The organism is Salinivibrio sp. PR919, assembly GCF_001995355.1.
GTDB lineage: Bacteria > Pseudomonadota > Gammaproteobacteria > Enterobacterales > Vibrionaceae > Salinivibrio > Salinivibrio proteolyticus.
Genome location: NZ_MUFL01000016.1, coordinates 40,955 through 52,642 on the forward strand (window position 1 = coordinate 40,955; position 11,688 = coordinate 52,642).

An 11,688-nucleotide genomic window follows, 5' to 3' on the forward strand; every position below is an offset into this window, starting at 1 on the left:
AAACGAAAAGGAATGAGCGTTAATTCGATTTGCTTAGTAAATATACTCCGAACCACGCACTTTTAGCAAAATAAAAAAACGCTGGCCGAAGCCAGCGAAAAGGGATGATGGGTTGTCGAGACCCCTGCGTTTTGCACGTCTTATTATACTTTGCCAWCTGAGACGTTGTTTTTATTGATTTTCTTACTGTTTTACCGTTGCTGCATGCCATTGCTTCCCAACTGGGGACCACAAAATCACGAGGCCAGGCAACAAGAGCCACATATGTACGGTCATCAGATCGCTGGCCGATAACCCCAAGCGCTGGGTTAAACTGACCAAAAGCCCTGCACCACTCATTTGGAACAATCCCAGCAAGGCTGCCGCTGTGCCAGCACGGTCAGAAAATGGGGCTAAAGCGGCGCCGGCTGACGCGCCTAACACCCAAGCAAAGCCAAATGACGAGGTAAAAATCGGCAACATAAAGGCCCAAGGCGTCGCAATAGAGCTTAATGCCAGCATCAGCCCACCCGAGCCGACCAGCATCATCAAGCCAATATTGAGCGCACGGCGGCTACCAAATTTTTGCATATAGCGTGGTGCTAGCATCGCCGCGGCAATGTTTAATGCCGCGTTGGCACCAAACCAAAAAGTGAAACTGTTCATGGAAATACCGTACCTATCCATCAGCAATACAGGCGCGGAGGTGACATACGCTAAGATCACCGCCATGGCCAGCATGCAAAGGATGATGTGGTAGGTAAATGTTGGTACACGTAGCACTTGCCAATAGCGGCGTACGCTAAATAGGCGACCCGAAGTGTCCGTGTGCGCAGGGCGTGTCTCGGGCAAAAAGACCATGACTAATACTAAACCTAATACCGCATAACCGAGCATAAAGGTGAAGTTAGCGCGCCAGTCAAAGACTTGGGTAAGCCAGCTTCCCAATAATGGCGCTAAGGCTGGCACAAAACAAATGGCACCGTTTAAGTAGCTAATCATGTGGCCGCTGCGCTCCGCGCCAAAGCGGTCACGCACCGCTGCAAATGCACACACGGAAGTCGCGCACGCGCCAAAACCTTGCAGCAAACGCGCCACCAGCATCATATCCATCGAGGTGGCGAGCCACGCCATTAAAGAACTCAGCCCATAGAGCAGTATGCCAATGACGGCTACAGGTTTGCGACCAAAGCGATCAGCCAACGGGCCAGCGAACAGCTGACCTAAGCCTAAGCTAAACATAAACCAAGTGATAGTATCCTGTACCAGCGTCGGGTTAACGTTAAAGTCCCCCGCCATATGCGGCAACGCCGGTAAATAAATATCAATCGCCATCGGGCTAAACAGCACCAGTAACACCATTAAGGCGACCAGTAAGCGATTCGATGTCGGTGAATCAGTGTGTGACATTGGTTACTCCTCTATACAGGCACGCAGTATAGTGGCTTCAGGATATGAACCATAATGGTTTATAGTAAAAGCAGTTATTCCCAAGGAGAATACCTGTAATGGATTTGGACCAGCTGCAGCGCACCGACCTTAATTTATTGGTGTGCTTACATGTATTGTTGGAAGAGTGTAATGTCACGGGCGCGGCAAAACGGCTGCATTTAAGCCAATCGGCAGTGAGTAAAAACTTAGCCCGACTTAGAGCGCAATTTAACGACCCGCTTTTTACGCGAGCGGCCCACGGGCTCAAACCCACCGTTCGAGCGCAAGCCTTACAGGCCAAATTACGCGCTTTGCTCAATGATGTTGCGGCGATGACCGAGCCGGATCACTTTCAGCCGCACTTAAGCGATCGCTGTTTTCGCTTTGCCCTCGTCGAGAGCGCCTATCCATTACTACTGCCACAGTTTATTGGCGATATGCTAGAAGCGGCCCCAGCTATCACCCTTAATACCGCCGCTTGGGATCAAACCACCTTTGATGGGCTTGCGCGAGGCAATATCGACTTTGGCATTACCGGTAAAGATTTAAATCCCGCCGATGCCATGCTGACCATGATGCCGCCCAAAGGCGTACGCTACCAAGAGCTTTGCCAAGATCACCAGTGTGTATTGATGCGCGCTGATCACCCGGCACTGAAGGGTCCATGGGATGAAGCGCGTTACCTTGGACTGCGACATGTACAGGTGAAGTGTRATGGGAATGACCGCTGGCTGTTGGACTATAAACTGGCAGAGCGTAATATTGAGCGTGACATTGCCATGTACGTGCCAGATTTCAACAGTGCGGCGAGCCTGTGTACCTATACCGACCTGGTGTTTACTTCACCAAGCCAGTTTGCGCATTATATTGCCGCGTCGCTCAATTTGGTGGTAAGGCCGTTACCGACGCCAATACCGCCGATGGCGTACACCTTGTTTTGGCATCAAAATCAAGAAAATGACCCGGGGCACCAATGGCTGAAAGCCTTGATTATTTCACGCTGTCAGCAATTTAGCCCAGCAAAATTGCAGCCTATCGCCAATCGCGCTAGGGTCTAACCCACTGGTTTTTTACGCGTGGCCGAACATGGCAAGTTCACCCCATACAAAGAAGGAAGAATAATGGACGCGACCCTTACCAAGCGTATTGAGCAGCTAAGACACTGGCTGGCTCAACACGATTATGACGCCCTACTCATCCCCCATGAAGACGAATACCTCGGTGAGTATGTGCCTGAGCACAACGAACGCCTTCACTGGGCGACCGGCTTTACCGGCTCAGCAGGCGCTGCGGTGATCACCCGCGACAAGGCAGCAATTTTTGTTGATGGCCGCTATGTGGTTCAAGTCCGTAAACAAGTCCCCGCCGGCTTGTTTGACTACTGCCACCTGATTGATGAGCCACCGGTACAATGGGCCCAGCAACAATTGCCAAAAGGTGCCAAGCTGGCTATCGACGCTCGCATGCATAGCGCTGCTTGGTACAAACGTACCCAACGCGCGCTGGATGGGGCTTTGACACTGGTGAGTGTTGAGCAAAACCCGATTGAAAGCTTGTGGGACAATCGCCCCGCCCCGCTTAATAGCCCTGCTATTTTACTGGGTGAAGAGAAAACCGGCCGCGCCAGCTTGGATAAACGTCAAACCATTGGCCAGCAGTTAGCCGATCAGAATCTTGATGCCGCGGTACTCACTCAACCCGATGCCGTCTGTTGGCTGCTCAATATCCGTGGTCGCGACATCCCACGTTTACCCGTGGTACTGACCCAAGCGATTATCAAGCAATCCGGTGACGTGACGGTGTTTATCGACCCTGACCGTCTCCCCGAAGGCTTTGCTGCACACGTGGGCCAAGGCGTGAGCGTCGCGCACCCAGACAGTCTGGTTGATGCCCTGCAAGCGCTGAGCGGTCAACGTGTATTGGTCGACCCAAACGGTGCCAATGCGTGGACACTGGATACCCTCCAACAAGCGCAAGTCACCGTGGTGGAAGCGCAAGACCCATGTGCGCTTGAAAAAGCGGCCAAGAACCCGCAAGAAATCGCCGGTATGCGTGCCTGTCACGTGCGCGATGGTGTTGCCGTGACTCGCTTTTTGGCGTGGTTTGACCGTCAAGTCGACGCCGGTGAACGCCCTGATGAAGCCGTGCTCGCAGACACCCTGTATCAATTCCGCCAACAAGACGATCAACTGGTCGACTTAAGCTTTGATACCATTTCCGCCGCCGGTGGCAATGCGGCCATGTGTCACTATAACCACAACAATCAGCCCAAACCGAGCGTGATTGAGAGCAACAACGTCTACTTGGTCGACTCAGGCGGTCAATACTATGACGGCACCACCGACATTACCCGTACCGTGCCGGTGGGCGAATGCAGCGCTGAGATCAAAAAAGCCTTCACGCTGGTGCTTAAAGGACATATTGCGCTGGCCACCGCGCTGTTCCCGAAAGGCACCTCAGGCAGCCAGCTTGATGCCTTAGCACGCCAGTATTTGTGGCAACACGGCTATGATTTTGACCATGGCACCGGTCACGGTGTCGGGCATTTCTTGGACGTGCACGAAGGTCCGCAGCGCATTTCCAAAGCGCCCAATAGCGTCGCGCTATTGCCGGGCATGGTGGTATCAAACGAGCCGGGCTACTATCGCGCCGACGCGTTTGGGATCCGGATTGAAAACCTCGAGTTGATTGAAGAAAAGCCCACCGAGGGCGACATGACGATGCTCGGGTTTGCCTCACTCACGCGTGCACCGATCGATCGTCGTTTGGTCGATGTGAGCTTACTCAGCGAGGCGGAAATCCAGTGGTGGAATCGCTATCATCAAACCGTGTGGGATGAAATCAGTCCCCACCTCGATGATCAAGACCAAGCTTGGTTAAAACAAGCGACCGCGCCGTTAAGTCGTTAAGTCGCGTCTTCACCGAGTGTAAAAAACAAAAAGCGTCCGATTGGACGCTTTTTTTATTCCCCTTTCAGGGCTTTCTCGACCGCTTTAGGCGAAAAGCCGCGCAAGGTGGTATCGCCAATGCAAATCACCGGGACACCCCGCGACCCTGTTGCCGCCAGCAGCTTCTTGCCTTTGGGCGTAGCCGTATCGACAACACGATAACGCAGCCCTTTTTTATCCAAGTAAGCTTTGGCCGCCTCACAGTGAGGACAGCGCGGACCTACATATACAGTAATACGTTTCATGCCCGCATTGTCGCTAACCCGCTGCCGTTTGTGAAGCCATTTGCGCCTGACGCGCGATATCGTAGATGTTATCCCAATCTTTCCACACCACCTCAAAACCGAGGGCACGAACGCTGGCGGCTACCTCTGCCGCGCTGCGCTCATCACTGATAGCAAACTGCTCCAATTGTGGCTCCGGGTTCGCGTAGCCGCCCGGTTGGGTTTTTGACGCCGCGGATAGGCTCGTGACCCCAAGGGGCAACACATTGTCGCGAAAGTGCGGTGACTCACGTGTCGATAGCGACAGCTCCACCTGCGGATTCCACAACCGATAGGCACAAATAAGCTGAACCAGCTGCTTGTCGGTCATCACCGATTTCGGCTGTAAGGCGCCCGCGCAAGGGCGTAAGCGTGGAAAGGATAGCGAGTAGCGACTTTGCCAGTATTGCTTTTCCAGATAATCGAGATGCTGGGCGGTAAAAAAGCTGTCGGTACGCCAGTCCTCTAGGCCAATTAATGCGCCAAGGCCGATTTTATCAACCCCTGCTTGTGCCAACCTATCTGGGGTTTGCAACCGATAGTGAAAGTCGGTTTTATTCCCGCGCTTGTGGTGTTCTCCATAGGTTGGCGCGTGGTAGGTTTCTTGGTACACCATCACCGCATCCACACCTTGTGCCACCAAGGCGCGATACGCCTCGGTATCCAGCGGCTGCACCTCCATCGCCACATGATGAAAGTATTGCTTCACCACCGGTAAGGCGCGGAGAAAATAATCGAGCCCCACCTTGGTTTCATGCTCACCGGTCACCAAGAGCACACTGTCAAAGCCCATTTTTTTTATCGCTTCACACTCGGCGGCGATTTCGGCTTCATCCAGCGTGCGCCGTTTGATTCGGTTTTCCATCGAAAAACCGCAATAGGTACACACGTTAGCGCACAAATTGGAGAGATACAGCGGAATATAAAACCCCATGGTGTAGCCAAACCGCTGCCGCGTCAGCGCCGCAGATTGCTGAGCCATGGCCTCAAGGTAGGCTTCAGCGGCAGGACTGATCAGGGCAGCGAAGTCGTCCAAATTACGCGAGGAGTTAGCCAGCGCCCGCTCGACATCTTGGCGCGTTTTGCTGTAAATCGAAAGGCGATGATGATCCCAATCGAGTGCTGCCCACCGCTCAGAAAAACTCATCACGCCTCCTTAGCGTCAAGAAACGCGGTTAAGGGGCTAGAAGCGTGGGCGTGATTATGTGAGCCCGCCAGCCCAGCGCGATACGCACAGTGTCCGGCTTCAACCGCTTGTTTAAACGCCGCGCCCATGGCAATCGGATCGCCGGCGGTGGCAATGGCAGTGTTCACCAAGACGGCATCGGCGCCCCGCTCCATCGCTAACGCCGCATCTGACGGTGCGCCAATGCCGGCATCAATGATCACCGGCACACGGGCTTGCTCGATAATGATGTCGAGAAACGCCATTGAGGCCAGCCCTTGGTTGGAGCCAATCGGTGAGCCAAGGGGCATCACCGCCGCGCATCCCACCTCTTCCAAACGCTTACACAGCACAGGATCAGCATGACAATATGGCAGCACCACAAACCCCTCATCCACAAGGGTTTTCGCCGCTTGAAGGGTTTCAATCGGGTCAGGCATCAAATATTTGGGGTCGGGGTGAATCTCCAACTTCACCCAATGCGTTCCCAATGCTTCTCGAGCAAGACGCGCGGCAAAGACCGCTTCTTGCGCATTCTTCGCACCCGAGGTATTGGGCAGCAGGTGCACACCTAGCTCGCGCAGCGGGGTTAAAATATCATCTTGTATGGCATGGACATCGACTCGCTTTAGCGCCATGGTGACCAGTTCAGTACCACTGGCCGCCAGTGACTCGGCCATGGTCTTGCGACTAGCAAACTTGCCGGTGCCGGTTAACAGTCGAGATGAAAACGTCGTATCCGCAATGGTTAACATAATTATCCTCCGGCAATCGCTTGAAAGACCGCCAAGCTATCGCCAGCGGTGAGTGACGTGGATGACCAAGCATCACGCGCAATAATGGTCTGATTTAGCGCGACCGCGACCGACTCGGCTGGCACCTTCATCTCCTCAATCAGTTGCGCGACGGTCGTGGCATTGACCTCTGTCGGCGTGTCATTAATGGTTAACTGCATCGCTTACCTCCCGCTTTGGCTGACAAACCGCACAATGCGGATCCACGGGCAGCGAAAAGTGCTGCCATGTCATGGTTTGTCCATCCAGTCGTGACAAGCGATTGGTCCTGACCGCCTGCCCTAATAACAGCTTTATTGCCTCCAGCGCTTGCGCGGTGGCCATCATGCCGACCACAGGTCCCATTACCCCGGATTCTGCACAGCGTGTGGGTTCAGAAAGCGTCACGTCTGCGAAGGCGCACGCATAACATGCGCTATGCGGTTGATAAACCAATAACTGGCCTTGCCAACCGATCGCCGCTGCGCTCACCAACGGCGTACCAGCCTCTACACAGGCTTGGTTGACCGCATGACGGGTGGCGAGATTATCACTGCAATCAAGGACCACATCCGCCATCGCTACTTCGAGCGCCAGACGCTCACCTTCTAGATAGGCATTGATGGCTCGGCACTGGCAATGTGGATTCAGCGCGACCAAGTTAGCGGCTAGCGACGCGGCTTTATCGGTGCCGATTTGCGCCTCCCGATACGCCACCTGACGCGCCAAGTTAGATAGCTCAATGTGGTCCGAGTCAGCAATCGCTAACTTACCCACGCCAGCGCCTGCAAGATAGAGGCCCGCGGTGGTTCCAAGCCCACCGGCACCGACCATTAACACGCGCGCCTTGCTAAGTGCCTGCTGCCCGCACTCTCCAACCTCCGGCAGCATGATTTGCCGGCTATAACGCAGGTATTCACTGTCCGATAGCATCACGCCCTCCTTGTTGTCTTGATGGATTAAGACAGCGATTAAATGCGTCAATGAGCGCCGCTAAATCAGGCGCTTGCGTCACGGCACGGACCACCGCAATGGCGTCCACGCCAGTGCGCCAAACGTCAGGAGCACGGTTGAGATCAATACCGCCAATCGCCACCGTCGGGAAGCGGCCATCCACAGTCGCTACCTGCTGCGCTAACGCAGAAATGCCTTGCGGCGGCTCGGCGAGCTGTTTGGTGGTAGTGGGAAAAATATGGCCGATGGCGAGATAACTGGGCGAGAGCGCAATCGCTGCAGCAAGTTGTTCGGGACTGCGTGTCGATACGCCAAGGCGCACGCCTTGTCGTGCGAGCAGGTCAAGATCCGCCTCTTGTATGTCTTGCTGGCCCAGATGAACGCCATAGGCGCCAGCCTCAAGCGCGAGCTGCCAGTGATCGTTGATAAACACCTGGGCATGGTGCGCGCGGCCCAACGCCACCGCACGCTGTACCCAATCCGCCAATTGAGGATGCCCCGGCTGCTTCACACGCAGTTGCACGGTTTTCACCCCCAAGCAAAGCAAGCGTTCGAGCAAATCCACATCGTCTACCACCGGATATAATGGGCCTATACCTTCAGACATAGATGCAAACGGGGTCAGGCTCATGACTCCACCTTATCGCTGTCCGCTACCTCAGCGCCTTGTGGTAACGAATGATGGGATTTTTGCAGGTAGAGCTCACTGCCCTTTGCTCGAAACTCTTGCGATTTTTGCTGCATGCCTGCTAACGGGTCTTCCAGCATGGTGACATCAATCGCTTCGCCCGCAGCGGCATAGCCATTTTCTTTGGCATAATCGCGGACTTCTTGGCTGATCTTCATAGAGCAGAATTTTGGCCCACACATGGAGCAAAAATGCGCGACCTTGCCCGACTCTTGAGGCAGTGTTTCATCGTGATAAGCACGCGCCGTCACTGGATCTAATGCAAGGTTAAACTGATCTTCCCAGCGAAATTCAAAGCGCGCTTTGGAAATGGCGTTATCTCGCACCTGCGCGCCCGGATGTCCTTTGGCTAAGTCGGCGGCGTGCGCACACAACTTGTAAGTGATAAGCCCAGTTTTAACATCCTCTTTATTGGGCAGACCCAGATGTTCTTTGGGCGTGACATAGCAAAGCATCGCACACCCAAACCAGCCAATCATCGCCGCACCAATCCCGGAGGTGATGTGGTCGTAACCAGGCGCGATATCGGTAGTCAGCGGGCCTAAAGTATAAAAGGGCGCTTCGTGGCAATGGGTGAGCTGCTCGTCCATATTCTCTTTGATCATGTGCATGGGCACATGGCCGGGGCCTTCAATCATCACCTGCACATCGTATTCCCATGCCACCTTGGTTAGCTCGCCCAGGGTACGTAACTCACTGAACTGGGCTTCGTCGTTCGCGTCAGCTACTGAGCCTGGGCGCAATCCATCGCCTAACGACAGCGATACATCATACGCGGCACAAATCTCGCAGATTTCACGAAAATGGGTATAGAGGAAGCTTTCTTGATGATGCGCCAAGCACCATTTGGCGATAATCGACCCGCCACGCGAGACAATCCCAGTCACGCGATTGGCAGTCATGGGCACATAGTGCAAACGCACCCCAGCGTGAATGGTAAAGTAGTCGACCCCTTGCTCGGCTTGCTCTATCAAGGTATCGCGCATCACTTCCCAAGTCAGGTCTTCGGCAATGCCATTCACTTTCTCAAGCGCCTGATACATAGGCACAGTGCCAATCGGGACTGGGCTATTACGTAAAATCCACTCGCGGGTTTCGTGGATATTGCGTCCGGTCGATAAATCCATCACCGTATCCGCGCCCCAACGGGTCGCCCACACCAGTTTTTCAGTTTCTTCTTCAATGGAGGAGCTCACCGCCGAGTTACCAATATTAGCATTCACTTTCACCAGAAAGTTACGCCCAATGATCATCGGCTCCGCTTCTGGGTGGTTAATGTTGGCCGGAATAATCGCACGCCCTTCAGCAACTTCTTGGCGCACAAATTCGGGAGTGATGTTTGAGGGTAAATGCGCGCCAAAGCTTTCTCCTGGGTGCTGGCGGTTTAGCTGCTCTTCACGATACTGCTGACGTCCCATATTTTCCCGGATAGCGATAAATTCCATCTCTGGGGTGATAATGCCTTGGCGTGCGTAGTGAAGTTGGGTCACACATTGGTTAGGTTTTGCCCGACGGATAGACGGTAAGGCACTAAAGCGAAGATCATCCAAGGTTTCATCACTAAGGCGAGTCTGCGCATAGTCTGAGCTCACTGCATCAAGGAACTCTGTATCGGCACGCTCATCAATCCATGCTTTGCGCACTGGCGCTAAGCCTTGGTAAATATCGATAGCACTCTGTGGGTCAGTATAAGGCCCTGATGTGTCATAAACCCGAATGGACTCATTGGCCTCGTACTGCGGATTGTCTTTACTGCCACCCACAAAGGTCGGAGACAAATGGATTTCTCGCATCCCTACGCGAATATCGGGTCGCGATCCCTCGACATAGACTTTTTCCGAGTTGGGGTAGGTTTGCGCAGAGAGAGAATCGATAAAGGATTTGGCCTCAAGACGGGCCTGTTTACGGGTCGACATAGCATTACTCCGGTGTTCATTATGGGAATTAATGCTTGCCGGAAAACGCTGAATTGAGATGTGAGCAAACTGGCAGACGCGTACGGTCTGTGATCTGATGCATCTCTTGTTCCCTTCGCTGGTACTAACCAGATCAGGTTCAACGGATCCCACTTAACGTGGTCTCAGCCAATTGGCACTCCGACAAGTTCAACGCCAGTATAAGAAATCACCGCCGCAACAACAAGCGACGTACTAGCATGTTTTTACCTACCCAGTAATGCGTCCTAGCAGCCAAGCCCCCATCGCGGCCGCTCCTAAGCATAACGCAAGGTTGAGACCCACGTTTAACAAGGCTTTCACCGTCTCACCATGTTGAAAAAGAAGCAAGGTATCCACTGAAAAGGTCGAGAAGGTGGTGAACGCGCCCAAAAAGCCAATAGCAATCAGTTGACGCCAAGGCACTGGGGCAATCAGTTCTTGGCTCATCGCCGCTAAAAAGACACCCATCGCTAATGATCCCAGCACATTAACCATTAGGGTGCCGTAGGGAAATCCTCGACCAAACACCGCGACGCTCCACTCTGAAACTAAAAAACGCGAAGACGCCCCTAATGCGCCACCAAGTCCTACCCACAATATGCTTACCACAGGGTGCTCCTTTCGATTGGTAAAAAGTCATCATACCGCGACATGTGAACAAGAAACAGGAGGAAGAAAAAGGGAAAAGGATCAAGGGTGCTAGAAGCATAATGAGTCACATACAAAAAAAGCACCGACGATGCCGATGCTTTGATATTTGGCAGGGGTAGAGGAATTCGACCGGGCTGGCGACCCAGCCCCCAACACGCTTTTGTGTAGATTGCATGTTCACATCTACCCTTAATCGGATTACGAGAACCTTGATGATTCACATACAAAAAAAGCACCGACGATGTCGGTGCTTTGATGTTTGGCAGGGGTAGAGGGATTCGACCGGGCTGGCGACCCAGCCCCCAACACGCTTTTTTGTCGTTTGCATGTTCTCATCTATCTCTTATCGGATTACGAGAAGCTTGATGATTCACATACAAAAAAGCACCGACGATGTCGATGCTTTGATGTTTGGCAGGGGTAGAGGGATTCGACCGGGCTGGCGACCCAGCCCCCAACACGCTTTTTTGTCGTTTGTATGTTCACACCTACCCTTAATCGGCTTACGAGAAGCTTGATGATTCACATACAAAAAAGCACCGACGATGTCGATGCTTTGGTATTTGGCAGGGGTAGAGGGATTCGAACCCCCAACACGCGGATTTGGAATCCGCTGCTCTGCCAATTGGAGCTATACCCCTGTAGATAGGTGCCTATTGTAGCGATCCCGCGACAAATTACCACCACCAATTACTCTTCAGACGTTTGATCGCTTATTTATAAAGCAAATCGCCCCAACGCCCCAATAACAAAAAACCCCAGCTTTTCAGCTAGGGCTTCTAAAGTAGTGGCGGAGTGGACGGGAGTCAACGCGCACTGCAAGTGCCGCGACCAAGACGTCTGGCTCAGGGGAGCTTAAATGCAAAAAACCCCAGCTTCTCAGCTAGGGTTTCTAAAGT

At 53.4% G+C, this 11,688-nt stretch carries 11 protein-coding genes, 1 tRNA gene and 1 riboswitch; of the genes, 2 read left to right on the plus strand and 10 right to left on the minus strand.

Going from position 1 to position 11,688, the window contains the following annotated elements; all coding sequences use genetic code 11:
* Positions 1–183 precede the first annotated feature (183 nt).
* Entirely contained in the window at positions 184–1,389 is a 1,206-nt protein-coding gene (locus tag BZG83_RS04870) for a multidrug effflux MFS transporter (protein WP_077479574.1), read from the minus strand.
* 98 nt (positions 1,390–1,487) lie between these two features.
* Between BZG83_RS04870 and BZG83_RS04875 the strand changes: the two genes are divergently transcribed.
* Both BZG83_RS04875 and BZG83_RS04880 read left to right on the plus strand, forming a co-directional pair.
* On the plus strand, positions 1,488–2,468 hold the full coding sequence (locus tag BZG83_RS04875) for a LysR family transcriptional regulator (RefSeq protein WP_077479575.1): 981 nt from the start codon (positions 1,488–1,490) through the stop codon (positions 2,466–2,468).
* A 63-nt stretch (positions 2,469–2,531) separates the two neighbouring features.
* Positions 2,532–4,319 (plus strand): aminopeptidase P family protein, encoded by a 1,788-nt coding sequence (locus tag BZG83_RS04880; RefSeq protein ID WP_077479576.1) that lies wholly within the window; start codon positions 2,532–2,534, stop codon positions 4,317–4,319.
* A gap of 53 nt (positions 4,320–4,372) precedes the next feature.
* Here the strand turns inward: BZG83_RS04880 and BZG83_RS04885 are convergent, their stop codons facing one another.
* From BZG83_RS04885 to BZG83_RS04925, 9 genes are all read right to left on the minus strand, one after another.
* On the minus strand, positions 4,373–4,603 hold the full coding sequence (locus tag BZG83_RS04885) for a glutaredoxin family protein (RefSeq protein WP_069361819.1): 231 nt from the start codon (positions 4,601–4,603) through the stop codon (positions 4,373–4,375).
* 13 nt (positions 4,604–4,616) lie between these two features.
* Complete coding sequence (gene thiH / locus BZG83_RS04890; protein ID WP_077479577.1) at positions 4,617–5,768, minus strand: 2-iminoacetate synthase ThiH; 1,152 nt, start codon at positions 5,766–5,768, stop codon at positions 4,617–4,619.
* Complete coding sequence (locus BZG83_RS04895) at positions 5,768–6,541, minus strand: thiazole synthase (protein ID WP_077479578.1); 774 nt, start codon at positions 6,539–6,541, stop codon at positions 5,768–5,770. Before BZG83_RS04895 ends, thiH begins: the two co-directional genes overlap by 1 nt.
* Positions 6,542–6,543: 2 nt before the next feature.
* Entirely contained in the window at positions 6,544–6,741 is a 198-nt protein-coding gene (thiS, locus tag BZG83_RS04900; RefSeq protein WP_046074603.1) for a sulfur carrier protein ThiS, read from the minus strand.
* Positions 6,725–7,492, minus strand: a complete 768-nt coding sequence (locus BZG83_RS04905) for a HesA/MoeB/ThiF family protein (RefSeq protein WP_077479579.1) — start codon at positions 7,490–7,492, stop codon at positions 6,725–6,727. The genes thiS and BZG83_RS04905 overlap by 17 nt, the downstream gene beginning before the upstream one ends.
* A complete protein-coding gene (thiE, locus tag BZG83_RS04910) occupies positions 7,476–8,144 on the minus strand; it encodes a thiamine phosphate synthase (protein ID WP_077479580.1) in 669 nt (222 codons plus the stop codon). Before thiE ends, BZG83_RS04905 begins: the two co-directional genes overlap by 17 nt.
* The gene (gene thiC / locus BZG83_RS04915) at positions 8,141–10,117 is read right to left on the minus strand and encodes a phosphomethylpyrimidine synthase ThiC (protein WP_077479581.1); all 1,977 of its coding nucleotides are present in this window, start codon (positions 10,115–10,117) and stop codon (positions 8,141–8,143) included. The genes thiE and thiC overlap by 4 nt, the downstream gene beginning before the upstream one ends.
* Before the next feature lie 93 nt (positions 10,118–10,210).
* Positions 10,211–10,310: riboswitch (TPP riboswitch) on the minus strand.
* A 56-nt stretch (positions 10,311–10,366) separates the two neighbouring features.
* Complete coding sequence (gene crcB / locus BZG83_RS04920; protein ID WP_069586806.1) at positions 10,367–10,747, minus strand: fluoride efflux transporter CrcB; 381 nt, start codon at positions 10,745–10,747, stop codon at positions 10,367–10,369.
* Positions 10,748–11,353: 606 nt separating this feature from the next.
* Positions 11,354–11,430: transfer RNA gene (locus tag BZG83_RS04925), tRNA-Trp, on the minus strand.
* Positions 11,431–11,688: the final 258 nt, after the last annotated feature.

Coding starts and splice junctions, on each gene's coding strand:
- BZG83_RS04870 (WP_077479574.1), bottom strand. CDS start 1,389: ATGTCACACACTGATTCACCGACATCGAATCGCTTACTGGTCGCCTTA.
- BZG83_RS04880 (WP_077479576.1), top strand. CDS start 2,532: ATGGACGCGACCCTTACCAAGCGTATTGAGCAGCTAAGACACTGGCTG.
- BZG83_RS04885 (WP_069361819.1), bottom strand. CDS start 4,603: ATGAAACGTATTACTGTATATGTAGGTCCGCGCTGTCCTCACTGTGAG.
- thiH (WP_077479577.1), bottom strand. CDS start 5,768: ATGAGTTTTTCTGAGCGGTGGGCAGCACTCGATTGGGATCATCATCGC.
- BZG83_RS04895 (WP_077479578.1), bottom strand. CDS start 6,541: ATGTTAACCATTGCGGATACGACGTTTTCATCTCGACTGTTAACCGGC.
- thiS (WP_046074603.1), bottom strand. CDS start 6,741: ATGCAGTTAACCATTAATGACACGCCGACAGAGGTCAATGCCACGACC.
- BZG83_RS04905 (WP_077479579.1), bottom strand. CDS start 7,492: ATGCTATCGGACAGTGAATACCTGCGTTATAGCCGGCAAATCATGCTG.
- thiE (WP_077479580.1), bottom strand. CDS start 8,144: ATGAGCCTGACCCCGTTTGCATCTATGTCTGAAGGTATAGGCCCATTA.
- thiC (WP_077479581.1), bottom strand. CDS start 10,117: ATGTCGACCCGTAAACAGGCCCGTCTTGAGGCCAAATCCTTTATCGAT.